At 51.6% G+C, this 23,886-nt stretch carries 21 protein-coding genes and 1 tRNA gene; 9 read left to right on the top strand and 13 right to left on the bottom strand.

The annotated features are described in order from the left end of the window. Window positions 1–66: 66 nt before the first annotated feature. Both VGM48_RS01745 and VGM48_RS01740 read right to left on the bottom strand, forming a co-directional pair. Window positions 67–3,582 (bottom strand): SusC/RagA family TonB-linked outer membrane protein, encoded by a 3,516-nt coding sequence (locus VGM48_RS01745; protein ID WP_331575973.1) that lies wholly within the window; start codon window positions 3,580–3,582, stop codon window positions 67–69. Between the two features lie 24 nt (window positions 3,583–3,606). Then, entirely contained in the window at window positions 3,607–4,623 is a 1,017-nt protein-coding gene (locus VGM48_RS01740; protein ID WP_331575971.1) for a FecR family protein, read from the bottom strand. Between the two features lie 159 nt (window positions 4,624–4,782). Here VGM48_RS01740 and VGM48_RS01735 point away from each other — a divergent pair, with 159 nt between their 5' ends. From VGM48_RS01735 to VGM48_RS01725, 3 genes are all read left to right on the top strand, one after another. After that, the gene (locus tag VGM48_RS01735) at window positions 4,783–5,355 is read left to right on the top strand and encodes a sigma-70 family RNA polymerase sigma factor (protein WP_331575969.1); all 573 of its coding nucleotides are present in this window, start codon (window positions 4,783–4,785) and stop codon (window positions 5,353–5,355) included. A gap of 55 nt (window positions 5,356–5,410) precedes the next feature. After that, complete coding sequence (gene nagB, locus VGM48_RS01730) at window positions 5,411–7,318, top strand: glucosamine-6-phosphate deaminase (RefSeq protein ID WP_331575967.1); 1,908 nt, start codon at window positions 5,411–5,413, stop codon at window positions 7,316–7,318. Between the two features lie 231 nt (window positions 7,319–7,549). After that, window positions 7,550–8,215: a phosphatase PAP2-related protein gene (locus tag VGM48_RS01725; protein WP_331575965.1), complete on the top strand. Its 666-nt coding sequence runs from the start codon at window positions 7,550–7,552 to the stop codon at window positions 8,213–8,215. A gap of 36 nt (window positions 8,216–8,251) precedes the next feature. Here VGM48_RS01725 and VGM48_RS01720 read toward each other — a convergent pair whose 3' ends face one another. Next, the gene (locus tag VGM48_RS01720) at window positions 8,252–9,121 is read right to left on the bottom strand and encodes a BamA/TamA family outer membrane protein (RefSeq protein ID WP_331575963.1); all 870 of its coding nucleotides are present in this window, start codon (window positions 9,119–9,121) and stop codon (window positions 8,252–8,254) included. Between the two features lie 471 nt (window positions 9,122–9,592). Here VGM48_RS01720 and VGM48_RS01715 point away from each other — a divergent pair, with 471 nt between their 5' ends. The 3 genes from VGM48_RS01715 (at window position 9,593) to VGM48_RS01705 (ending at window position 11,426) form a co-directional block, all read left to right on the top strand. Further along, on the top strand, window positions 9,593–10,408 hold the full coding sequence (locus tag VGM48_RS01715) for a phytanoyl-CoA dioxygenase family protein (protein ID WP_331575961.1): 816 nt from the start codon (window positions 9,593–9,595) through the stop codon (window positions 10,406–10,408). 65 nt (window positions 10,409–10,473) lie between these two features. Beyond that, on the top strand, window positions 10,474–11,247 hold the full coding sequence (locus VGM48_RS01710) for an SDR family oxidoreductase (RefSeq protein ID WP_331575959.1): 774 nt from the start codon (window positions 10,474–10,476) through the stop codon (window positions 11,245–11,247). Between the two features lie 105 nt (window positions 11,248–11,352). Continuing rightward, a tRNA-Arg gene (locus tag VGM48_RS01705) sits at window positions 11,353–11,426 on the top strand. Window positions 11,427–11,481: 55 nt separating this feature from the next. Here the strand turns inward: VGM48_RS01705 and VGM48_RS01700 are convergent. Then, the gene (locus VGM48_RS01700) at window positions 11,482–11,631 is read right to left on the bottom strand and encodes a hypothetical protein (protein WP_331575957.1); all 150 of its coding nucleotides are present in this window, start codon (window positions 11,629–11,631) and stop codon (window positions 11,482–11,484) included. Window positions 11,632–11,762: 131 nt separating this feature from the next. On the opposite strand from VGM48_RS01700, the gene VGM48_RS01695 reads away from it, so the two are divergent. Then, complete coding sequence (locus VGM48_RS01695) at window positions 11,763–11,957, top strand: hypothetical protein (protein WP_331575955.1); 195 nt, start codon at window positions 11,763–11,765, stop codon at window positions 11,955–11,957. A gap of 45 nt (window positions 11,958–12,002) precedes the next feature. Next, window positions 12,003–12,389 (top strand): hypothetical protein, encoded by a 387-nt coding sequence (locus VGM48_RS01690; RefSeq protein ID WP_331575953.1) that lies wholly within the window; start codon window positions 12,003–12,005, stop codon window positions 12,387–12,389. On the opposite strand, the gene VGM48_RS01685 is transcribed toward VGM48_RS01690, so the two are convergent. The 8 genes from VGM48_RS01685 to VGM48_RS01650 all read right to left on the bottom strand — a co-directional run bounded on the left by VGM48_RS01685 (window position 12,386) and on the right by VGM48_RS01650 (window position 20,804). Next, the gene (locus tag VGM48_RS01685; protein WP_331575951.1) at window positions 12,386–12,850 is read right to left on the bottom strand and encodes a hypothetical protein; all 465 of its coding nucleotides are present in this window, start codon (window positions 12,848–12,850) and stop codon (window positions 12,386–12,388) included. The two genes, VGM48_RS01690 and VGM48_RS01685, sit on opposite strands and share 4 nt — an antisense overlap. Before the next feature lie 505 nt (window positions 12,851–13,355). Further along, window positions 13,356–15,728 (bottom strand): ABC transporter permease, encoded by a 2,373-nt coding sequence (locus tag VGM48_RS01680; protein ID WP_331575949.1) that lies wholly within the window; start codon window positions 15,726–15,728, stop codon window positions 13,356–13,358. A gap of 44 nt (window positions 15,729–15,772) precedes the next feature. Next, window positions 15,773–16,852, bottom strand: coding sequence for a signal peptidase I (gene lepB / locus VGM48_RS01675; RefSeq protein ID WP_331575947.1), 1,080 nt, complete (start codon window positions 16,850–16,852; stop codon window positions 15,773–15,775). 2 nt (window positions 16,853–16,854) lie between these two features. Then, the gene (locus VGM48_RS01670) at window positions 16,855–17,643 is read right to left on the bottom strand and encodes a hypothetical protein (RefSeq protein ID WP_331575945.1); all 789 of its coding nucleotides are present in this window, start codon (window positions 17,641–17,643) and stop codon (window positions 16,855–16,857) included. After that, window positions 17,640–18,782 (bottom strand): cupin domain-containing protein, encoded by a 1,143-nt coding sequence (locus VGM48_RS01665; protein ID WP_331575943.1) that lies wholly within the window; start codon window positions 18,780–18,782, stop codon window positions 17,640–17,642. The genes VGM48_RS01670 and VGM48_RS01665 overlap by 4 nt, the downstream gene beginning before the upstream one ends. Before the next feature lie 17 nt (window positions 18,783–18,799). Beyond that, window positions 18,800–19,261, bottom strand: coding sequence for a hypothetical protein (locus tag VGM48_RS01660; RefSeq protein ID WP_331575941.1), 462 nt, complete (start codon window positions 19,259–19,261; stop codon window positions 18,800–18,802). Window position 19,262: 1 nt separating this feature from the next. Further along, window positions 19,263–20,504 (bottom strand): DUF4221 family protein, encoded by a 1,242-nt coding sequence (locus VGM48_RS01655; RefSeq protein WP_331575939.1) that lies wholly within the window; start codon window positions 20,502–20,504, stop codon window positions 19,263–19,265. 87 nt (window positions 20,505–20,591) lie between these two features. Further along, on the bottom strand, window positions 20,592–20,804 hold the full coding sequence (locus tag VGM48_RS01650) for a hypothetical protein (protein WP_331575937.1): 213 nt from the start codon (window positions 20,802–20,804) through the stop codon (window positions 20,592–20,594). A 235-nt stretch (window positions 20,805–21,039) separates the two neighbouring features. On the opposite strand from VGM48_RS01650, the gene VGM48_RS01645 reads away from it, so the two are divergent. Then, window positions 21,040–21,708 carry a helix-turn-helix transcriptional regulator gene (locus VGM48_RS01645; protein WP_331575935.1) on the top strand — a complete coding sequence of 223 codons (669 nt, stop codon included), beginning with the start codon at window positions 21,040–21,042 and terminating at the stop codon, window positions 21,706–21,708. Between the two features lie 221 nt (window positions 21,709–21,929). Here the strand turns inward: VGM48_RS01645 and VGM48_RS01640 are convergent, their stop codons facing one another. After that, the gene (locus VGM48_RS01640; protein WP_331575933.1) at window positions 21,930–23,882 is read right to left on the bottom strand and encodes a RagB/SusD family nutrient uptake outer membrane protein; all 1,953 of its coding nucleotides are present in this window, start codon (window positions 23,880–23,882) and stop codon (window positions 21,930–21,932) included. Window positions 23,883–23,886: the final 4 nt, after the last annotated feature.

Below are 23,886 nucleotides of genomic sequence, written 5' to 3'. Positions count from 1 at the left end.
ATCATTGAGAGTGTCACCTTTACCACTCCTGTAATGTATCCGGTCAAAGTTTTTTCTACTAATCCCCTAAAAACGCAAACTAAGATTGCACCCGAGGTTACGAACGGCAGGATATCCCGATCCTTCCAGTCCCTGGCCATTGGTGTTGTTGATACTGGACTCAGGATCGACATTGGGGACGTGCTTGAGCAGGATCGCCAGGTTCCGGCCCACCACCGAAAAGCTCATCTCCTTTATGAACTTCTTTTTCAGCCATTTCGCCGGGACGCTGTACGCCAGGGACAAGGCGCGTAGCTTGATAAAGCTGGCATCATACACAAATTCCTCGGCAATATGATCCGTTCCGCTGGCCGAGATATCCTGGAAATACTGTTGGGAGGGGACGGGAAGATTATTCGCGTGACCGTTCTCCAAGATCCCCTTTCCCACAAAGCCCGTTTGCCTGCCGGGTAACGTCGCCTTTGACAGTCCATAATAATATAGCAGGAGATTCGTGCCGGAGTAAAGCTTTGCGCCAAACCGGAAGTCGATCAGGAAGGAAAGCGCGAAGTTGCGGTAATGGAATTCGTTGGTAAGGCCGCCCGTTTGCTTATAGGTAGTCGATCCCAGCGGGATCAGCCCGGTCTGTTCGGGTTCGCCGGCGGGCGCCGGATTGGAAACCCCGTCGCTGAAGAGGATATGCCCGTCCTTATCCCGCTTATACCCAAAACCCATGATCTGTCCATAAGGCATGCCGACCACGTTACTGATACTTACCTCGCTGCCCCAACGGGGGTAGGCGCCATTGATCACGATCGACGGCAGGCCACCCAGATAGAGTACTTTGTTGGAATTGATCGCCAGATTGAACGCCAGGTTCCATTTGAAATTGGCCGATCGTACCGGGGTCGCCGTCAACCCCAGTTCTATCCCCTTATTCCGCACCTTGCCGATGTTCTCCACCTTCTGGGTATATCCCGAAGTAGGACTTACGGTCACATTGACGATATCGTTTGTGGTCGTCTTATCGTAGAAGGAGACATCCAATCCCAACCGGTCCTGCAAAAAATGAAGGGAGGCGCCGAACTCTACTTCCGAAATACTCACGGGTCGCAGGAAGGCATCCGGAATGACGCCATTCGTAGCTACGTAGCCCACCTGCGCGCTGTCGACGGTATATCCCTGCAAGCCGTAGGTAAGCATATTCTGGTACGGGGTTGTCCCGTTGGACGAACCGGCATAGGAGGCCCTAAGCTTTCCCAGGGTGAACCAGGCGGGAAGCCGCAGAACATCCGAGAAGACAAAGCTGGTCGATAGAGAAGGATACAGGTAGGCATCGGTTTGAATATTGAGCGTAGAGAACCAATCGTTTCGGGCGGTAGCGGTGAAGAACAGGAAGTTCCGGTAGGCGAGGTCCGCGGAGGCAAACAGCGAATTGACGCGATAGTGCTTGTCTATCGCGCTATAGGATTTGTTCCGGACATTCCCCTGACTGTAGTCCCCCGCTACGATAAAGGGCCCGGCCGGCCGGTCCCCCGAACCCGGCACGTCTCCGATGCCATCGACATTATTGACATTGTCCTGCTGATTTCCCCCCGCATTCACCGCGAACGTCCAGTTTCCCCCGAACTTCTTGTTTGCCCCGATCATAAAGCCACTGTTCATCTCATGAAAATTCACTTCATACTGGGTGAGGTTGCCTCCATGCATGCCGTCGGTGCGGGTATACTCGACGCCCGAAGGCACTATCTGCGTCACATTGAACAAATAACCATCCCTTGACAGTTGTCCCTGCACATAGAGCCAGTCCAGCAGATTGTATCTCAACGTAAGGCCGCCCGTCAGCCGGTTGCGGTTCGTCGTATTCTGATATTCGTAGGCTATATAATAGGGATTCTCGAAGTAGGGATCCGTTGTCCCCGGCAGCCACTCCGTTCCGTCCGGCAGTACCCGGCGATCCTTCATCCAGCGGATATCAAAGGAGTTGGCTAGATACAGCGGCGCAGCCATCACATTACCCGGAGCATCCGATAACGAGGCCCTGTTGTTCACCTGTTCAAAGACATAGTCCGCCTTCAGATCCATCTGGAGCTTGTTCGTAATAAAAAAAGTGGAATTGAAGTTCAGCCCCTGTTGCGTCATCGAAGAATTAGGAACGATGGTATTGAGATAGAGGTCGGAGATGCCGAGCCGGAAATGCCCCTTGTTATTGGCGCCGGTAAGGGCGATGCTGCTCTGGTTCGTGATGCCTGTCTGGAAATAATTTTTGAAATTGTTCCGGGCCGGTCGGTAAGCATAGGTGTCGCCCAGATAGTTCACTGCCTTGCTGCCATCCAGCGGCGCACCCCAGCTGAAGTACGAAGCCGACTGGGCAACCCCGGTATTGCCGGGCTTCACGCCGGAAACGCCTTGTCCGTAGACATATTGATAATCGCGTTCGTCGATGACCCGGTTGGCGGTGAAATTATTGTTCACCTGCACACCGAGGCCCTGGGTCTTCGATCCCGATTTAGTGGTGACGAGGATCGCCCCATTCCCACCCCTGTAGCCATAGAGGGCAGAGGCTGCAACGCCCTTCAGGACGACGACCGATTCGATATCGTCCGGGTTGATGTTGGACAGGCCGTCACCGAGATCGGCGCCGCCCCATTGACCGGAAGATCCCTGGTTGGCGTTGTCGAAAGGAACGCCATCGACGACATACAACGGCTGATTATTCCCGCTCAGCGATGCATTGCCACGGATGAGTACCCGGCTGCTTCCGTAGGGACCGGTGGCGTTCTGCATGACGGTAACCCCGGCCACCTGCCCCGTTAAAGCATTGCCGAGGTTGACTTCGCGCGATTGGGTAAATGCCGTCCCATCCACTTCCGAGGTAGAATAACCCAGGCTCTTTTCCTGTTTATTGATACCGAGTGCCGTAACAAGCACTTCGGCCAGGGGCTGATCGGATGCGGTCAGCACGATCGGCGCCTTCCCCGCCAACCCGGCGGGGATCTCCCTATTGGAATATCCTACAAAGGACAGGATCAGCATATCATCGTTCCCCGCTTTGATCATAAACTCACCGGCGAGGTCGGTGACGGTTCCGCGATGCGTATTCCGGACGGAGACGCTGACGCCCTGAAGCACCTTACCCTCCCGGTCGATGATCCTGCCGCCGACCGTCCCCGACGGCGCCTCCTGCGACGGCAGTGACCCGGCATCCTCCTCCTCATACGGCAGCGGGTTATTGACAGCGCTATCCGCCGTGAGATCGAATTTCTTCCGGCGCAGGATAACAAAGGTTTGTTCGTCCACTTTCTTAAAGCCGAGACCCGTGTTGCGTAGCAGCTGATTCAGGATTTTTTCTATGCTTGCATTGGCGGAAGGATTGGGCGGCGTGACAAGAGTCTTGCCCATTTGCGGCTGCGAAAAAAGAAAATACGCCCCTCTTGTGCGATTGAGTTCGATGAGTACTTCGAGCAGGGCTTTCTTCTCGGGAGTAGAAGGTGGGACGGTGGGCGGCGACTGTTGGGCATTTAATTGCCGGATGGGAAATCCCGTCAATTGCAACGCAAGAAAAAATCCAAGCCAATAAGTGGTGGCACTCGATTTTTTCATTCAAACAGAGTTTTGGTTACTACATCAACGCACCGGAGCCCTTATCAGAATACTACCTTCGCTTTTAATCACATCGAAATCGGTGGTTGCCTCCAACGCCTGCAGCAATACATTCAGATCGTTGTTGGGCATGATACCCGTGATCGTGCTGTCGCCGATGGATTGATCCGACAGCCGCACCTTTACGCCATACTGGTCTTCGATGATGGTGGCAACATCTTTCAACGGCGTTTTGTCGAAGAACAATTTCCGGTCCTTCCACGCAAGCACACTGTCACGCTGTACCGTTTTCCTGTTCAACCCCCTGCCATCCCACTCCACAAAGTCCCCCGGCACCATATCCAGTTCCCGCCCATCCTTTCCATGCAGGATCACGCTGCCTTCGCGCAGCATGACATTGGCGTTTCCCGGCCGGCTGACGACGTTGAACTGGGTTCCTGTAACCATGATATCGAAACGGTCGGTATGAACGACGAACGGACTATGGTTGAGAGTCTTTCTGACATGGAAAAAAGCTTCGCCCTCCATCCACACTTCCCGCTCCCCGCCATCCTTCCAGTTGTTGGCATAGCGGATCCGGCTGTTGGCATTGATCGTAACCTGCGAGCCGTCCGGTAACTCCCTCGTAGACAGCTGGCCATATTGAGTGACAAGCACCTGCTCGCCCGAGGATCTTATCCGCATGACGACCATGGCTCCGGCCAGAACAACCAGGATACAGGCGGCAGCGATCCATCGCCAGTTACGATGTCCGGAAAGACTACTCCGCGCCGGCGCCATCTCGGCCACCCTGGCGCCCGTACCGATCCTTTGTAACAACGCGGCTTCGGCGCGTTCCAGTTGCCCTGCCGGCAACCCTTTTTCCCGGACAACCGTCGACTCCAGCATGGCGACGGCCTCCAGGACCAGCTCCTTTCGGCCGGGCCCTTCGTCCATCCAGCGGTCCCAATCACCGCCGGAAGGCTGTTCCTGTTGGAAGTACCAGGACAAAAACGATTCGTCAGACAGCAGTTCTTCGGGTTCGCGGTATTCTTTTAACATAAGTGACCGTATCTGTATAAGGTTCTCGTGTCCATAAAGATAATTTTGTAATGCAGACTTACGGGATTTTTTTGCTGCTTTAACGATTTTGCTAAAATTCTTTTCCGCCTACGGGCATTATTTCGTTATTTTCCACAAGATTTTAGCACCAACGCTCCATTGAACACTGCCAAAGAGGATATACTGCTGTGGGAAGCCTTTCGCAAGGGCAACAGGGAGGCTTTTGCCGCCCTCTTTCGCCAGCATTACGAAACACTCTACCGCTATGGCGCCAAGTTCACCACCGATTCCCAGCAACTGGAAGACTGCATCCAGGAACTGTTTATCGAACTCTGGAAATCCAATTCCCGCAGTACCGTCGTTTCTGTTCGATCCTATCTTCTTAAGTCACTGAAATACAAACTATTAAGAACCAACAGTAAAAGACGCGATACCCTTTTGCCCGACGATGGCGATTGGGCCTTCGAATGGAGTCATGAGACCTTTCTCATCGCCGAACAGGAAAGCGCCGAGAAACGGGAAAAGGTGCTGAAGGCACTGGAACAGTTGTCGCCCCGCCAGAAAGAGATCGTCTATCTCAAGTACTACCAGAACCTCAGCTATGAAGAACTGGGGGAAGTGATGAATATCAACTATCAGGTGGCCCGCAATCTGCTCTACCAGGCAATGAAAACCCTGAAAAAGTACATTACACTCGCACTGCTTTTAGCACTGTTTTGTGCATTTGCGTGATGGCATCTCGGAATAAGAGATTAATTTGCGCCCATCTTTATCAAAAACTTAAGCTATGAGCATGGTAGATTCGTTCGAGAAAATCCCGGTAAACATTTTCAAAAGTTTGGAGGAAGGTTCCCGATTCATTGGAAAGGAGATCGCGAAGTTGATCCGTGAAAAGGAAGCCAAAGGACAGAAGGCCGTCCTTGGCCTGGCCACGGGCTCTTCCCCGAAGTCCCTGTATGACGAATTGGTGCGGCTGCATCGGGAAGAAAAACTCAGCTTTAAGAATGTGATCACTTTTAACCTCGACGAATACTATCCCATCGATAACGACGCCCTTCAGAGCTACAACCGGTTTATGAAGGAACAGCTGTTCGACAAGGTGGATATCGATCCGGCCAACTGTCATATCCCCAATGGCCAGTGGAAGAAAGAAGATATCAAGCAGCATTGTCTGCAATATGAGAAGATGATCGAAGATGCCGGCGGCGTCGATCTGCAGATCCTGGGAATCGGCAACAACGGGCACATCGGCTTCAACGAACCCGGAAGCAGCATCTATTCCAGCACCCGGCTCGTGCCGCTGGACAATTCAACGCGGATCGCCAACTCCCATGACTTCCAGAATATTTCGCACGTCCCGCGTCTGGCCATTACGATGGGCATCAGCACCATCCTCAAAGCCAAACGCATCATCCTGATGGCCTGGGGGCAGATGAAGGCACCCGTCATTCAGAAGGCGGTGGAAGGTAATGTCACCGAACAGATACCGGCTTCGCTGCTCCAACAGCACAACGACGTCACCTTTTTCCTCGACGAGGTAGCCGCGTCCGAACTTACCCGTTTCAAGTCGCCCTGGCTGGCCGGCGACACCCTCTGGACGCCCGCGATGGTCCGCAAAGCCGTCGTCAACATGGCGCTGAAACTGGGCAAACCGATCCTGAGTCTAAAGAACAGCGATTATAACGATAACGGGCTTGCCGATCTGCTCGTGGAAAAAGGCGATGCCTATGAGATCAACCTGCAGGTCTTCTACCTGCTGCGCGACAGCATCACCGGCTGGCCCGGCGGAAAGCCCAATGTCAATCTGCCGACACATCCCGAACGCTCGGAACCCTTTCCCAAGCGTTGCCTCATCTTCTCTCCCCATCCCGATGATGATATCATCAGCATGGGTGGAACCTTTATGCGGCTTCACGACCAGGGCCACGACGTACACGTCGCCTATCAGACCTCGGGGAACATCGCCGTCACCGATGAATTTGTCACCCGCTTCCTCGATTTCGCGGTGGGCTTTGAAGAGCTCTCGGGTATCGACAACAAGAAGTCCTCACAGATACTCGAACAGGCCACCCGTTATCTGAAGACAAAGAAGGCAAGCGATATCGACACTCCGGAGATCCGCGCCATCAAGGGGCTGATCCGCCGCTGCGAAGCCAGGGCCACCTGCCGCTACGTGGGGCTCAATGACGAGAATATCCACTTTATGAACCTGCCTTTCTATGAGACGGGAACCATCGAGAAAAAGCCCATGGGCGAAGCCGATGTGCAGCTGACGGTTGACCTCCTGCGCAAACTCAAGCCGCATCAGCTCTATTGCGCAGGCGACCTCGCCGATCCGCATGGCACCCATAAGGTTTGTCTCGACGTCATCTTCGAATCCATGCGACGGCTGAAGGCCGCGGGTGATGAATGGCTCAAGGACTGCTGGCTCTGGCTCTACAAGGGAGCATGGCAGGAATGGGACATCAGCGAGATCGAAATGGCGATCCCCATGAGCCCCGACCAGGTGCTCAAGAAACGCTTCGGCATCTTCATCCACCAATCGCAAAAAGACATGGTTCCTTTCCAGGGTAGCGATAGCCGTGAATTCTGGCAGCGCGCAGAAGACCGCAATGCGAATACAGCCGGGCTGTATGCGCAGTTAGGCCTCACGAAGTACGCCGCGATGGAAGCGTTTGTAAGGTGGCACTACTAACGCCCGGAGGGCGTTAGGCGAGCGAAGCGAGCAGACATCAACGCCTCAACTCAGGCCCCGCCCGCGGGGCCAGGAAAGGCCGCGACCCGCTGCCCCAAAGGCCGCGACCCGCCGCCCCAAAGGCTGCAACCCGCCGCCGATAAGGCTGCAACCCGCCGCCCAAAAACCCTACGCATATCCGTCTATTAAATTTGCGTTAACTAACGTTTATTGTATTTTTGTGGCATCTCTATGCCACAAACCATTTTGATAGATGTTCGGCACGAATGGCAGGAAGCCTGGCTCACCCCGTCGTTTCGTCGTCGGCTGATGACGGGGATGGTTGTGCTAATTATGATCCTGTCTCTCCTACCCCGTTTTTTCCAGATGATAGAAAGGCGGCATGGTGTTTTGCTGAACGACCCTGTTTTGCGGGCGCTTCAGCCGCACAACGTATCGACCTTGTTGTTTGTGATCCTCTGGGGTTTCACCGCCTACTGCACCTTTCGGGCCGCCCAGACGCCAAAGATGTTCCTGACCTATCTATGGTCGTTCATTTTTCTGACCGCCTTCCGCGTCCTGACAATTGCACTGATCCCGCTCGATCCGCCGGTGGGGTTGATCGGTCTGGTCGACCCGGTCAGCAATTTCTTCTATGGCAGCGATAAATTCGTTACCAAGGACCTTTTCTTTTCCGGCCATACGTCTGCGGTGTTTCTTTTGTACCTTACCGTTCCCGGCAAAACTGATAAGAAGCTGGCATTGGTGGCAACGGCGAGCGTCGCCCTGCTCCTGCTGGTGCAGCACGTACATTATACCCTCGATATCCTGGGGGGGATCCTTTTCTGCTGGATTTCCTGGCAGATCGCTACCCGCACTGTATTGCGGCTGCCTCCGGCAGGAACATTACCCGAATGACAATTATTTGTAGGCAGCCGCCCCACCGCGGCTGTCTTAAAACGCCTCGCCCAATTGAAGATAGAATCCCTGTGAGGATCCCTTGGCGACACCATAGTCGAGTCGCAGGTTCAGCTTTTCCTTTTGATTCAGCGCCACGCGAAGCCCGCCGCCATAAGAGTATTTAAAGTGACGGAAGTTGATGTCAGTGAGTTCCGGCCCGACATTGCCTGCATCCGCAAATCCGACGCCGCCGATGCGCCAGAACAGGGGAAAGCGATATTCCGCCTGGACAACGGCAGCATTCTTATCCCGGAAACGGCCCGCATAATAACCGCGCATCGTGTTGGCGCCACCGAGATAGGACAAACTGCGCAACGGCGTTTCACCGGTGTTAAAGCTGCCGAATATCTGGATAGCGAGGACCTGTTGCTTGTAGATCCGCAGGAAGCGCCGCAGATCGATAACATAGCTAGTGTACTGATAGTCAGAGCCGAAAACAGATGCAAAGTGATCGAAATAGAACTGGGCCATCATCCCTTTGTCAGGTGAAAAGGCATTGTTTCGGGTATCGTAGGTCAGGCTAAGCCCAAGCCCGGAGATGTGGTAGCCGTTACGGCCAAGGACGTTCTGGGTATCGAAAAGGCCGCCGTGCCGGTAGTCGACATCCAATACACGCTGAAACTGGTAGGGAACGCCCAGGAACAAGCTTTTCGCGATCAGGAATTGGGGGTGAAGGTATACGTAATACTGTTTAAACTTATAAGATTCCTTGCTGGTGTCGGGAGCCCGTTTTCCAAGACCCCAGAAATCGTCCGGAAAGCTGCTGTAGGACAGCTGCTCGTTAAGAATGAACCGTTCGCCTGGGAAATAGATGGAACCATTTATCGCCATTACAAACTGGCTGCGGGTCGTATAAAGCGCCAAAGCCTGGGCGTTAGACGTACGTATAGCGGTGTCCCGGCTTTTGAGATGGAAGGTTGCGGCGCTGGCAAGGCCGAAGGACCAGCCTGTTTCTATCGATCTGGCAATGATTGGGAGTACGAGAATAGGGCGTATATTTGCCGGACTTTTTATCGCCAACGGCAACTTTTCAACAGGGACTGTTTTAAGGCTGTCTCTTTGGGCTTTTCCTTTGTAGGGCAAAAGGAAAAGGACGAAAAACCCAAGAAAATAGGTATATTTTGCTTTTCTGAACGAAGGGAAGGGCAAAGCTGTAGTATATTTATTTATATTGATCGATAAAAAGGAGGCAAATTAACGCCGAAAAATCTAATTTTCTTACATTTGATGATTAATGAAGAATTCACAATTTGTTAAAATTCAATTAACCCAATATTTAAAAGCTCTGAAGCGGAAAGGGACGACCCTTCCTTTTCTTAAATAAAGCTAGCATTTATGAAAAAATTCGAATGCCCCGATTTTGTCTTGGGAGATAAGCTAACGGAAGAACAATTTAACTTTTTCGACAAGTATGGAGTTATCATATTTAGGAATTTTCTGAATTCGGAGACCGTTCAATTATTCATACAAGAGCTTAACAAGATCGAAAAACAATGGCTGGAGGAAGGCCGGGAGAAGGTCAATGGTATCCCCCTGAAATTCGGTAAGGACGAGGACGGCAACAAGATGATCCAGCGTATGTGTTTTCTTTCTCTGTACAGCAAACCCCTGCATGAAATGCTGCAGGATCCGCGCATCCAGTCATTGGTGGGATTATTGTATCCCTACGAAGGCCGGATCAGCGAGAATGAGAAGGATGGATTGATCCTCAACCACTATGTTCGCATGCCGGAGAGCAATTTCACTCAGATGGGCTGGCATACCGACAGCCCCCGGGACCTGTTCATGGGCCAGAAGATCATGCCCATGCTGAATGTCGGGCTCCACCTGGACGACACCCCTTTCGAAAACGGGGGGTTGCGGGTATTGCCCGGAACACATAAGCAGGGAGTGCTGCGCCTTTTATTCGGAAAGAAGTATTTCATTGACAACAATCCCGATCGCCGGGAGATCGGTTTCGATATCAGCGCCGGCGACCTTACCGTGCATGATGGCCGCATCTGGCATCGCGCCCAGCAGTCTCCGCTGTATGGAGAAGCCAGCCGCCGCCGCGTAATGTACGTCCCGATCATTACTGGAAAATATATGCCGAAGGACGAGCATAGCAAGACTCCGTTCTATCACCGGCTGGCCTCTAAAGTGCAAAACTAAAATTACTTTATACCGATCAGCCCGGCCGCCAAGCGTCCGGGCTATTTTTTTATCTTTACCGCATTATGGAATATGCATTAATAACCGGCGCCAGTAAGGGGATCGGCAGGGCCATCGCCCGCGAGCTGGCAGCCCGTGGGTTCAATGTCCTGCTCGTCGCCCGTTCGGAAGACCTTCTGCAGCAGCTGGCCACCGAGATCGCCTCCCGATACAAAGTACAGGCCGATTATCTCGCCCTCGATCTTGCTACCGGCGAAGCCCCGCAAAGTGTCTGCGACTGGTGCCGGGCCAGGGGCTATGCCGTCAATGTTCTCGTCAACAACGCCGGCTATGGACTCAGTGGGTCGTTCGAGAAATACGGCCTTGCCGACCATCTCAACATGATGCAGCTCAATATGTCTACCCTCGTGAGCATGACCCGGCTCTTCCTGCCCGAACTGCACAAACAGAAAAAGGCATATATCCTCAATGTAGCCAGTTCCGCCGCTTACCAGGCCGTCCCCAAGCTGACCCTCTACGCGGCCACCAAGGCCTTCGTACTGGCTTTTAGCCGCGGTCTGCACCAGGAACTGCACAAGACAACCGTTTCCGTCACCTGCGTCAGTCCCGGCGCCACCGATACCGACTTCCCCAACCGCGCCCAACTGGGCGAAAAAGGCATGAAAGCGGCCGAAAAATTCAACATGTCTCCCGAAGTGGTTGCCTCCCTTGCCGTAAAAGGCATGCTGGCCGGTAAGCCCGAAGTGATCACCGGCTTCCTCAACAAACTCGGCGCGGCCATGGCATGGCTGCTGCCCAAGACGATAGTGGAAAGGACGGCAATGAAGATCTATGAATAAGCGCGGCGCCCCGCGTTTCCAGGTTAATTATTTTTTGCGTTCCGGGATTTTGTGCTATATTTGCAACCCTTAAATGCATGGCCTACAATCCATTGCTCTTAAGATGGCTCTGTAGCTCAACTGAATAGAGCACTTGACTACGGATCAAGAGGTTTTAGGTTTGAATCCTAACAGAGTCACAAAGCCGACCAGACGACAGTCTGGCCGGCTTTTGTATTTCGGAGCAGCGCGAGCTTACTCGCAGATGCGAACAGTATCCGCCCGGAGGACATCCGGAACGGAATGCTTTACAAAAAGCAGGGCAAATCCGATCACTGGGTTATCATTCCCCTGCGGCCGGAAGCTCATGAGATCCTCGTCAACCGATTCAATAAAAAGTGCCAAAAACTTCCAACGGGGAATTAAACCGGCATATTAAGAAAGTCGGCCACCTTGCCGGGATCAACACCCCAATCAAGGTATCTTATAAGAAGGGCAACCAGGATATTGTAACCACGAAACCAAAATATGCCTGGATGACTACGCACACCTACCGCCGATCCTTTTGCACCAATGAGTTCCTGGCCGGCACGCCGCCCGAGCTAATCATGAAGATCAGCGGGCACAAAAGCCTGAAGGATTTTTATAAATATATCCGGATTACCCCCGAGGAAGCGGGCAAGAAGATTCAAGAGATATGGGAAAAGCGAGGTGAGATGTGCACCAAATAGCTGACCGAAATTCTACTAAAAAAATATATTTTTAAACTCGCCAGAATGACAAACAAGACTTACATACAAATCGAGATAGACCAAAACGCGGCCGAAAATAGGCCTGAGAATCGCCTTAAGGAATTCGTTTGGAGAAGTTTCATTAGTCTTCTCACCAAGGTAATTCCAAAAGCCAATCCTGACTTCGAGGAAGAGATCGACAAAGTTAAATACTGGCTTATTGAATGCGATCAAGCAAGTGGTATTCCAGAGCGAGAAATCGGACTAAATCCAGGTCGAGTAGTAATTCTGAAAATGCCTTATAAGGAAAACTATGGATATTGGACCGACAATAATCTACTGTTGGATGACTCCAAGAATCATTTTCCCGTAACTCCAATTACCCAGGAATACTTTGAGGAGAATTGGAATCAAACGATCGCGATGGATTAATGTTCATTTATCTGATCCGCTAAGCTGCCTCCAGGCTTTCCCTGAAAAGGCCCCTTGACCGCTCCAAATTCCATCTTCTTCGGAACATAAAGTTTTCTAATGAACTGAAAAGATCTGTTCCCCAATTCGAATTCGCCATGCCGCTTATAGTTATATACAAATCGGGTATTGTAAAGCTGGGTGGTACCGACCCCGACAGTATTATAATCGTTTGGTGAGATCACCAAAAAATGACTACCCTTCAGAAACGTTCTTATTAGCACATGCTCTTCTGCAGGCACCTTTCCGAACGTGCTTTGTACTGGTAAATAGTATAATCCACCAGACAGTTTTTCCAATGTTCCTTCCTTGACCAGCTTCTGTAAATGGCGGTCAACCGACTTTGACCATTGTTGCAAGTCCGCACGGCGATAAACCGCACCCGGTCTCAGTTTCATTTTCAGTACGTCAAGCTGTTCCATTGGAAAGTCGTGTTCAAATTGAATGCATTTTTATTAAAAAAGCATGCAGAACGGAGGTTAATTATTTGCCTTACATATCTATACGTCCGTGGGTAAATTTCACCCACTCAATGGGTAAATTTCAACCATTGCCGGCTATTAAATGTGTCGAAATTACACTTACCCAGTTCATCAATGCCTTACCACAACTTCCACCACGGCTTTGCCAATTCAACTTTGTTATCTCTTTCATAGATAGCATCGAGCATCGCTTGAACGCGTTTTTCCGCTTCTGCCTTTGTAATTCCCTGATAATAATCCCGGACAAGAGGGTGTTCAAAATCCTTACTCTCTAATACCTCATATTCAGGTATATCATTGCTAAACCAGCCAAAATATTTCGTCTCGTGATTAGCATTACCGAAGTTGTCAAAATAGTCTTAATTACCTGTCCTTTTTTAGGGGAGCAATCTATCTTTAGCTTGTAGTTATGACTGAAAGGTGCATTTCAAAAAAATGGGGGATTTTAAAAATCCAACCTTCTGGCCGGAGGAGTCAGCGCCGCCCGGATCGTTTGCGAACCGAAGGTCAGCAGGCCGATGGCGAGTACGGCGAACAGTCCTGCCAGAAGGGTGGTGGCGCCGATCGATACTTTATAAACAAAGGCCTGTAGAAAGACATGACTGGTAACATACCCTAATGGAACGCCGATGGCGGCGGCGATCCCCAACAAATAGAAGTACCGGCGGGAGAGGAGGAAGAAAATAGCGATATTTCCTGCCCCCAGGACTTTGCGGATACTGACCTCTTTCGTCTTCATGCCCGCGGCGTGTGAAGCAATACCCAACAGACCCATACAGGCAATGATCAGAAACATGATGAAGAGAAACCCGATCATTTTCACATCGTCGCCGTGACCCTGAGTTTCCGCAAGGTGCTGGGCTTCCCACTGGCACTCGGGGTTTCCGGGTATGCCCAGGGCATGCCACACCGCTTTTATCCGCGCCACTGCTTCCGCCTGCTGCTGCTTTGACACCTTGAGACTGATATAGTGTATTTTGTCAGGCCCGTTGCGCAGGCCCAGCGGCCTCACCGGATTTTTGAAGTTCTGAAAATGAAAGTCTTTTACGATACCAGAGACCGTAACATGGGTGGTGTCGTCGATCACCAGCATCCTGCCTATCGCCTCCGGCGGAGCGCCCAGATGAAGAGTCGTTACCGCCGTTTCATTCAGGATGATCGAATTTCTGCCCGTCGCCGGTGAAAAGCCGGTGCCGGCCAAAAGGGTAAGCCCGTACATCGGAACGACCTGGTCGTCGGTATAATATTGAGCCAGCTCCCTCTGCTCCGCGTCGTTTGCGGAACGGACCTTCGAATAGCCGGTGGGTTGATAACCGAAGAGATCGGAGAGGCTCGCGGTCCGGGTGAAGAACGGCACCCGATGCAATTCATTTAATAAGACGATACCGTTTACCCCTTCCGGTATTCTCACAGCAATCTTGTCCTGCAGATCGAGCCCATATTCGCCGCGGGACATGTATTCGCTTTGGCGAACCATGACAATAAGGTCGATCACCAGCAAAAAGGAAAGGGCAAACTGGGCTACGAACAAAATATTGCTGAAGAAGCTGCCCCGGAAGATGCGCAATCCGGAGAGGCTTTTGAGGATCTCCGTTGCCCGGAACCCGCTTAACAACAGGGCCGGCAGGAATCCGGATAAAAAGCCCGTCGACAGGCTGAAGAGCAGCAGGTAGAGAAAGGCGGCCGCATCGACCGACGCTCCTGAAAAAAGATTTTGCAGCGACGGGTTCAGAGGGATAAAAGGCACCAGCGGAAGCGCGAGCAACATGGCTGTCAGCGAGAGCAGCGTGGATTCCAGAATGAATTGCAGGAAAACCTGGAAGCGGGATGCGCCCATTACTTTACGGACGCCGATCTCTTTTGCCCGGGTGACAGACCTCGCAACGATCAGGTTGGAATAATTGAAGCAGGTGAGCAACAGCAACAGCGTGATGGCGCCCAGCAAAATGTAGATGGCTCTCGAGGGAAGACTGTTGCTGTTTTCGAGGTAGTAGCCATGGCCGGGACTGATCTTTCCCAACGGCTGTGCCGAAAACAGGATGGCTTTTTCCCCGTTGCCGAATTTTGTGATGGGGGACTGGGCCTCGGACAGCCGGGAAAGATACTCGTTAAGCGAACCTGCATCGGGTCTTGTTCTTACGTACGTATAAGCAGCCGTGTATTTATCCCAACGCCCGGATGCCGAGTCCAGCAGGCGGCTGGATTCGGCGAAGGGGATCGACGCAGCGGATAGAAAAACATCGTAGTTGAGATGGGTTCTGCCCGGAGTCGGGGCGAGTACCGCGATGATCCGGACGACGAAGGAATCATTGAGGGAAATGATTTTGCCGGTGGCTTCTCCGTTCGGGAAGAATTTTTCCGCGGCTTGTTGGGTGAGAATGGCCGTGTTGGGTTGGGCAAACCCTGCAACGGTACCTGAAGAAGGATAGAAATTAAAGATGCGAAAAAAACCGGTGTCGGTGAAGACCCCACTGAGATCGATTTGTTTCCCGTTGGCTCTGACGGTGAGCCCGGGCGCGGGTCGCAGCGTCGCTGCGGCTTCGATATGGGCATTTTCGCGTAATAGTCGGGCGGCGACCGCAGGAGGCGTGGTGGCGTAGTCGAAATCCCGGCCGTTGCGAGCGGTAACCCGGGTAAGGATGCGGTAGATCCGCGTACCCTCCGGGTGCCACCGGTCGTACGCATATTGGGTTCGGACGATATTGAGGACAAGCAGACACACGGCCATGCTCAGGCAGAGAGAGGACAAATTAATAAACGAGACAAGCGGATGCCGGAAAAGGTTTCTCCACGCCGTCAATAAATAGTTCTTTGCCATTATTGGAGGATGAGGATAGGTAAGTTAACAAATATTCGCCCTTTTCAGAAATTGGTTTGAAGGGTAGGGCCGCCGTCCGTGGCATACCAGATGGCTACGGCTTTGCCGATGATATGGTTTTCCGGCACCGGGCCCCAGTAACGGCTGTCGAATGATGCTCCCCGGTTGTCACCCATCGCGAAGTAATAGTCGTTTTTGAAGGAGTAGGCCGAAATAGGTCTGCCGTCGATAAAAATTTGATGGCCGCTGAGCCGGCAGTCGCGTATGCCTTCATAGCCCTTGAGGATCGGGAAATACAAGGGGGCATGGGCGCTGTCCATGAGAACGGTCATGCCTTTTGCCGGGATAATAAGGGGCCCCATCCTGTCTTTGTTCCAGTGTAAAGCGGCCAGATGGGGATAGATATCGAGGTCGTTATAGCTATCCGAACCCAGCATCGGCTCCCAGTGCCGGACCCTTGGATCCGCGGTCACGCGGGCCAGCGTCGCACTGTCGGCAAATAGAGTATACCGGTAGTCTTTGCCGTCCAGCATCGTTTCCAGCGCATACAACTGGTTGGAATAGTCGCGCAAACCCCAGGAAGCGGTATTGCCGATATTGAGAAGACTGCTGCAATGCAGACTGTACGCGTACATATAATTTTGCTTTGGCTGTTCGCGCCGGCCATCGATATAAAGCATTCCCTGCCGCATTTCGACAGTGTCGCCCGGCAAGGCGACGCAGCGTTTTACATATACTGTTTTGAGATCGTAGGAAGGAAACTGTTCCGGCGGCAGATTGAACGCGATGACATCGTTTCGCTGCACGCGGGTAAAACCGGGCAGCCGGAAATAGGGCAGCGGCGGGATATCGGGATAAGGTTTCATACCCAGCATACGCATCAGGACATTCTTGTTGCCGCTCATCATCGGCAACTTCAAAGCGGCCGGCAACCGCGGGCCGTAGTGAAGCTTGCTGATAAATATCTTATCACCCACCAGAAGGTTCCCTTCCATCGACGCACTCGTGATGGAATAGCTTTCGATCAGGAAGGTCCTGATAAGGAAAAGCGCCAAAAAGCTGAGAAAGACTATTTTGGCGATCCCTTTGAAAAAGAAGTTTTTCCCTGCCGTATTTTTAGCCATGGTTAAAATATTTTTTTGATCTCGCGCTCCAATAGGGGAACCAGCTGATCGACGACGGACCAGAATTCTTCCGCGGGTACCTCCCGTACATCGTACCAGCTCAGCAACTGACCGGAAAGATGCCCGTATTGCGGAAAATGGCGGCAAAAGGCTTTATAGCAGAAAGTCAGGTCCCGGGTGTATCCGCCCTCTTTTTCGATGACCAGCTCGTAGCCTGTGCGCAATAGATATTTGATGCAGTGATTGCGGCATAGTACCAGACCGATTCCTTTTTGCGTGGGATAGGCCGCTCTGACGGCGGCTATTTTTCCCGGCAATTTTTTATGCAGGAAAGCGATCTCTCGGTTGGGTTGGAATCCGGGGTAATCCATCTCGACGGCCGGCCCGAACACCCGCACGGAGAGAACCTTAATGATAAATTGCCGGTACCGGTCGCCGGCCAACTCGTCCAGCGTCATGATGTCCGTGTCGTAGTATTTTATCGAGGGATATTTGCCCGACAAGGCATTGGTCAGCCTAGTGGATAGCCGGGCGGGAGAAATGGTCGGAGGATTCCTCACTACAACCACCGTATCAAAATCGCTGTTCTGACGATCGAACAATTGGGAGCCGCGAAAATACAAGGAGACGAAATCCTCGTCGAAGATCATTTCACAATGTTGAATGATGTCTTTGAGGGTCATGATATTTCCGGGGTCGATACCCTCGGGCGAGGAGGCGGGCGGAAGGAGGAAACCGGCATCGTCCGTTTCAAACATCCTTGGCAAAGGCTGGGTCAGAAAGTAATTCATTTCTCTTCCATTACGCGGTTATCAATGACCGAGACCTCGAGCAGACCCCGGCGGACCAGTTGCTTCAGGCTTTTCTTGCAGACGCCGGTGGAAAGATCCGCGCACCCCCCCCTTAGAAATTCCCCGGACCGGACGGCCGAGAGTACATCGAGGTCGGCTTGCTCCAACTCGGCTCCGGCCGGCTCCTTTGCGGTGAAGCAAAGGACGGAGAGGTCTTCGGCGGTATGGGCATTGTCGATGAAAGCAAGGATGGAGAAAAGATTTTCCGTGGGCTTGAACTTCTCGTTATAGGCAGAGTAAGGGGTGATCGAATGCAGGAGGTCTTCCAGCTCTGAAGATACCCGATGGATCATTTCCCTGTCGACCGCACCTCTTTTTGTAAAGTCGTTTTGCGGAAGATAAGGCTCTCTGAACCAGGCAGATTCTGTCAGCTTCCCGACCAACCGGTGTAAAATTTCCATTTTAACCATGGTCGTCAGACCAAACGTGATATGAATGGACAACTCTCCGGTGCAAAAAGCATCGTGGACTACACCGCGCGGGACATACAGCAAATCGCCTTCCTCCAGGGTGATCCGGTGCGCGGGTTCGCCATTCCGGTAGGCCGCTTTTTGCGCTTCCGTCAGTTTATGTTCCTGCAAAGGCGCTTCGATGGGAATGTCATAGATATTCCAATGCTTGGTGCCCGTGATCTGCAGGACCAGCACTTCATGGGTATCGAAATGGGGATGGAAGCCCTGGGAGTTGGAAGGGGTGATATAGATGTTGGCATTCACCTCCATCGCCAGCTCGCGTTCCAGGATGGAGATGGCCCGATAAAGTTTCGGTATCTGATGTTGCGAAGCCTGGATGACGAGGCTGTTGCCTTCATTAAACAGCCTGAAAACGGCGTCTTTGTTAAGGAGATTAAACGGCGCGCCCATTGAATACCTGGCCAGATCGATCTCACTGCCGTTGCCCACCACCCGCAGGAAGGGGTAGGCGAAGCTTGTTCTCCCGAGATAGTCATTGATGTCGTCGAGGGTCAGGACATCGGAAAAATCTTTGTCTTCTACAACGAGGAGTGGTTTTTTACGCCAGAAGTCCCCGAAGAAATCGGCGGCGGAAATGGGCGCCAGCAGTTGGGAAAGGAATTCCATATCGTTTTAGGTTTTTGTTATAGTTTTTCTTTTGTTACAAGCTTCTTATACAAATCCCCGCTGGTACCGGGATTGATGTCGGCGATGGATTCCACCTCGCCGTTCCGCAGGAAAATGACCTTGGGGTATTCCTGCATAAACGGGGGCTTGTCAAACTGGTGCGTATAGTCAAAGAAAACATCCGGATTGTTGAGAGCCAGTTCGCCAAGCCGGTTGCGCGCCGTCTTTTTAGAGGTATGGCCCGTGACGATAAAAAGCAATCCTTTCTTTCCGTTGAGAACATAATCATTGAGCAAAAAATCTTCTATGCCGCTGATACAGCCACTGCAACCCTGGGACGGGACGAAAAGGATGGCGCCGTAAGCCCGGAGATCTTTTTTTGTAAACGAATCCACCGCGGATAGAATGGGATTGCCTGTATTGTGGGTGTCCGGCCGGCAAGCTGTGGTAAATAGAAGCATGATCAGGAGGGGACGCATATTACAAGGATTTTTTCTTTTGAAACGTAATGAGTTTGAATACCAATTGATCGTCGCTTTTCACGGATCTGTCCCGGATATAGACCCCTTCTTCGGTGAGGAACAGGGCCTCCAGATCGAGCCCGCGGGAGAGGGGCGTTTCGCCTGTTTTCCGCAGCTGGGTGTCCAGCAGGATCATCGACTTTCTCTTTCTTAGGATCTCGCCGGTTTTATCATACATGCCTTTCGGATCCCCCTTGGTGAAGGGGAGTTCGGCAATCCGGAAATACAGATCGTGATAGGGATCGAATTTCACCAGAGTATAAGAAGGATTTTCAAGATAATAGCGATAGATCGAGGGATTGGGGAGAAAATCGAAAACGTTGGGGCTGTACTTCATGGAATGGATATCGGTAAAATAGCGGCTGCCGCCGTAGAAGGGGATGAATCGGGTATGGACGACATCCGAACTATAGAGGCGATGATCTGCCATGAAGCTGACTACGAGCCGGTTGCGCTTCGGATCAAACGTCATATAGCTTTGGCGGAAACCTCCCGCACCGCCCCAGTTCTTTCCCCAGTAGAATTCGGGATAGGGGCAGAGATACTCTACGGCTCCGGTCGAGAGATTGCAACTCGCGACGACATTGCGATGTTTGTCTTCCTCCCGGGTGCCCCCCTCATCGCTGCTGAAGCCGGTGAAATAGACGGTATTGCGGGCGCTGTCCATTATAATAGGCGTGCGGCCCGATACATAGGGATAGACCAATGTGAAAGGATCCGCCAGCGGATCGGCGATCGTTCGGGTGAGAAGAATACCTTTTTTAAGGCTGAGCATCGTAAGCCGGCTATCGGCGTAGCTATAAACAAGGAGACTGTCGCTGTTGATGAAATAGTAACCCTGGATCTTGCGGCGGTGGCTAAAATTATAGTCCGTGAGCCGGATCAGTTTTTCGAGATGGAAAGAATCCAGGTCGTAAATGTAAATAGCATCGATGTCGGGATTCAGAAAACTTAGTTTGCGATGGCCTGTGACCGAAGGCAGGTACTGAAAGTATTCGATATGCCCGGAGGAGGTGAGGCTATCGAGTGAGAGAGTAAAGCCATCCTTTTCCGCTATTCCCATGGAATCGGCGGCTACCACGACCGGCGTCGGCGAAACGCCTGGTTTCGGAAAGATATACGAGGTAGTAGCGATGGCCAGCCCGATAATTGCGATCGGGACGAGCAATAGAAGGACAAGACGTCGGGAGAACCGTGGCATCTGAATAAATTGCTGGTAGATAATGGAAAAGGAGGCTTTACCTGAATTTCGAAAAGTCGGGAAGTTTAGTTGCAATTAAAGAAATACTCAATTGCAGTCGTTCCAGAAAGCACCCCAGGAACAGCCGGCGTTGCCGTCTGTGAGGGAGACGCAATCTCCGTTGGAGCCTTTAGTACATCCCGCGGGAGGGTTGCTTTTGGAGCTGTGGGGAACGAGAAATCCGGCGGTGGTGACCAGCAACCCGATGGCCAGCGTTGTTTTCCCGTTGCGCATTTTTTCCTTCAGTTGAATCTTTTGCATGATGAACAATTTTAGATAAAGAAAAATGATTACCCATAAATATACCTTCGGACGGCAGGCGGAAAAATAGGAAAATTTACTTTTTTCCCATCACCTTACGATTGAATCATTTTTTAATTTGATCAATTGGTATTAAATTGGGACAACCAGCTGCAAATGTTTACCTGAAACCTGGAAGCGATTCCAACTTTACATAATTAAACCTTAACTATAAGTGACTATCCAACCTATCGCAATGCGCTATCCAATGGATTGGAAAGGCGCCGTAAAGCAGCTGATCATTTACAACTCCAGCAGCGGATCCAGGGCTACACTTAGAGAAGCCTGCATACAAGAAGAATTTCAGGTATATTTTCACAATGGCGATGCAATCGCTATTCTGACCGAAGTGATCCGGGAACGACCGCCAGTTATCCTTCTCTGCGTAGATTCGATAAGGCCCGATACTATTTTCCTCGTCAATGATATCCGCAAATACTGTCCGGTGACCCATGTCATTCTTCAGGCGCCGCTGGAGATCATTCTCTCCCTGAATATAGAAACCGTCAATGTCTCCGGTGTGCTGCTTTTTGATTCGGATATCACGGAGATGGTCGCCTGTTTGAAAGCGGTTTATGAGGGAGCCCGCTATCTCCCCATGAGGATCGTGAGAAAGGATGCGCAAATGGATCAGGCAGTTTTCCGGCTGACGAAACAGGAGGCGCGGATCATCGGGCTGATCGCCCAGGGTACCGTCAAAAACAAGGAATTGGCCATTCAATTGTTTTTAAGCGTCCATACGATCAAAAACCATAAGGATCATCTTGTGAAGAAGCTGAATCTGGGAAGTGTCAATGACCTGTATATCTTCGCGCGAAGCTGTCTGGTTTCCTGTCGGTATGCTCAACGGCCAGCCCTCCCCTGAGGGCATTCCCCTGTCCTATATCAGGGGGTGTTATTGTCCAATTCTACATTAATGTCAATTTAACAATTATTAAGAGTGGATTAACCGGTTATACGCAGGAATTAACCAGCTTATTTTTACAATTTTAAAACCGGCAAGTGGCTTGCAGGATTGCTCTGAAAATGAAAGGGCGGCGCAGCTTTCGCTGCCCGCCCTTTGCCAAATGGTTAGATGAGAACAGTTTAATATCCCGGATTCTGCATGGTCTGCTTTTGCGCTCCTGTCAGCGCTACCCCAGCCGTCTGAATCCCATCCAGGAACGTTTGCGGTATCGGTCTGAGGAGATGAAAGTCCTTAATGTTTGGGGCTGCATCCGGATTAAAAGCCTTCGCACGTGCAACCAATGTCTTGGTACGCGACAGATCTTCCCACCGCAAGAACTCACCGCTCAATTCCCGGGCACGCTCATCCAGCAAAAAGCACAGCATCCTGTCGTAGGTGGAAGTGTAACCCAGTCTGCTGATAATATACTCGTCATTGGCGGGTAAGGGCGCAATACCGGCAACAGTCAGGTCGGTTGCCGCCGTACTGACCGGAATATTATTTGATTCGTAATAGGAATTTTCCGGCATAAAAGAATTAAGTGCGGCAGCCTGCCCATTGCTGGAGGGGGCTGCGCCGCCATCCGTATAGACGGAACGAACTTCGCCGGACTGGTATTGGCCCCTTTTTCTTACAGCGTTGATATAGGGCAGCGCATCCGTGTAAGCGCCCGTACCCATGGCAGCAAGGCGGATCTTTGCCTCGGCGGCGATCAAATACGTTTCAGCCGAACGGGCAAGCGTGATATCCCTCAGGCCACGCACATCATTCATTCCGCCAACCCGGGAGCCATCGAGGAATTTGCTTAAAGAAGGGAACCGCACATCGGCAAACAAGGCCCCGTCATTGGTAGTGCCGCCTGGATAGGCCACATATACATTTGCGATGGGCCTTCCCGTTTTGCTGTAAGGTATCGTATTAAGTATTTTGTAAGTGGGAAACCGCGTATCGCCGGGTTGGTTGATGACATACATGATACCCACGTCACCGACAGCATACGAACCCGACGGTTTATTTAAAAGATCCTTGGTTTTAAAGCTCTTCCAGAACCTCGAATCATTTATCAGGTCGTATACCCTGTACATATAATAGGTGGTGCCCAAACGGCTGAACGGCCGGTCCCCCGTAAGATCTCGTTGCATAAACGGCAGATCATCATAACGGGAGTCGTAATACAAATGTTGAGTGTTAGTTCCGTTGGTCGATGCATCCGCGGTAAACTGCGCCGACAGGATGATCTCCGCCAATTTCTCATTGGCGCCATCGGGGGCGGTATAACTCCATAAGCTGGCGAAATTGCTCGCCAGGGGGTGGTTGGCAATTACCCCATCGCATAGCGGCCCTATAGCAGCCAGATCGGCAGCCTTGGTTGTTGAATTCCACGAATCGTTGATCTCGCTTGCCCGGCATAAGTAGGCTTTTGCCAGATAATGTGCGGCTGCATCTTTGCTAATGTGTGCAGGTGACGTCCCGTTTGACAACAGGATATAAGCACTGTCAAAGTCTGAAATGATCTGTGCAAAAACATCTTTTGGCGCAGCGCGGGTGAAATCCAGCTCGATGGTTGTGCTGACCTTTGTTTTTAAAGGGACGGCGCCGTACTGGCTTACCAATCTCAAATAGTTGTAGGCCCTTAAAAAATGCCCTTCGCCCAGGGCCGTTTTTTTGACAGCCGCAGAAGAAGAGGTGCTCGCGTTGGCATTTTGTATAAGCAAATTGGCATATCCAATGCCCAGATACATATTATCCCATAGTACATTGGCGGTAATAGTATTCGTGTTGATGGGGGTAAGAATCGATTCAAGGCCGTTGGAGTAGGCATTGTGCTGCGCGTTGGAATTGTCCCCGCCGACATGAAATTCATCCGTTCCATAGTTGGTGTTCGCGTACATCCATTCGCCATTGAACGGAAGCGAAAAGACCGCATAATAGGTACCGGTTGCCAACGATGTGATCCCGTCATCGGTGGCATAATAACTCATTGCCCTTGCCGTGGTAAGGTTCTCATTCAGCACGGATTTTTTGCAGGATGAGGCAGCAAGCGCGATCATTCCTGCGATCGAGGTAGATAGTAAAAGATTATATAGTTTCATCTTT

The organism is Puia sp., from assembly GCF_036500295.1.
Taxonomy (GTDB): domain Bacteria; phylum Bacteroidota; class Bacteroidia; order Chitinophagales; family Chitinophagaceae; genus Puia.
This window is presented reverse-complemented; position numbering and strand designations above follow the sequence as displayed.

Coding starts and splice junctions, on each gene's coding strand:
- VGM48_RS01745 (WP_331575973.1), bottom strand. CDS start 3,582: ATGAAAAAATCGAGTGCCACCACTTATTGGCTTGGATTTTTTCTTGCG.
- VGM48_RS01740 (WP_331575971.1), bottom strand. CDS start 4,623: ATGTTAAAAGAATACCGCGAACCCGAAGAACTGCTGTCTGACGAATCG.
- nagB (WP_331575967.1), top strand. CDS start 5,411: ATGAGCATGGTAGATTCGTTCGAGAAAATCCCGGTAAACATTTTCAAA.
- VGM48_RS01725 (WP_331575965.1), top strand. CDS start 7,550: ATGCCACAAACCATTTTGATAGATGTTCGGCACGAATGGCAGGAAGCC.
- VGM48_RS01715 (WP_331575961.1), top strand. CDS start 9,593: ATGAAAAAATTCGAATGCCCCGATTTTGTCTTGGGAGATAAGCTAACG.
- VGM48_RS01710 (WP_331575959.1), top strand. CDS start 10,474: ATGGAATATGCATTAATAACCGGCGCCAGTAAGGGGATCGGCAGGGCC.
- VGM48_RS01695 (WP_331575955.1), top strand. CDS start 11,763: ATGACTACGCACACCTACCGCCGATCCTTTTGCACCAATGAGTTCCTG.
- VGM48_RS01690 (WP_331575953.1), top strand. CDS start 12,003: ATGACAAACAAGACTTACATACAAATCGAGATAGACCAAAACGCGGCC.
- VGM48_RS01685 (WP_331575951.1), bottom strand. CDS start 12,850: ATGGAACAGCTTGACGTACTGAAAATGAAACTGAGACCGGGTGCGGTT.
- VGM48_RS01680 (WP_331575949.1), bottom strand. CDS start 15,728: ATGGCAAAGAACTATTTATTGACGGCGTGGAGAAACCTTTTCCGGCAT.
- lepB (WP_331575947.1), bottom strand. CDS start 16,852: ATGGCTAAAAATACGGCAGGGAAAAACTTCTTTTTCAAAGGGATCGCC.
- VGM48_RS01670 (WP_331575945.1), bottom strand. CDS start 17,643: ATGAATTACTTTCTGACCCAGCCTTTGCCAAGGATGTTTGAAACGGAC.
- VGM48_RS01665 (WP_331575943.1), bottom strand. CDS start 18,782: ATGGAATTCCTTTCCCAACTGCTGGCGCCCATTTCCGCCGCCGATTTC.
- VGM48_RS01660 (WP_331575941.1), bottom strand. CDS start 19,261: ATGCGTCCCCTCCTGATCATGCTTCTATTTACCACAGCTTGCCGGCCG.
- VGM48_RS01655 (WP_331575939.1), bottom strand. CDS start 20,504: ATGCCACGGTTCTCCCGACGTCTTGTCCTTCTATTGCTCGTCCCGATC.
- VGM48_RS01650 (WP_331575937.1), bottom strand. CDS start 20,804: ATGCAAAAGATTCAACTGAAGGAAAAAATGCGCAACGGGAAAACAACG.
- VGM48_RS01645 (WP_331575935.1), top strand. CDS start 21,040: ATGCGCTATCCAATGGATTGGAAAGGCGCCGTAAAGCAGCTGATCATT.
- VGM48_RS01640 (WP_331575933.1), bottom strand. CDS start 23,882: ATGAAACTATATAATCTTTTACTATCTACCTCGATCGCAGGAATGATC.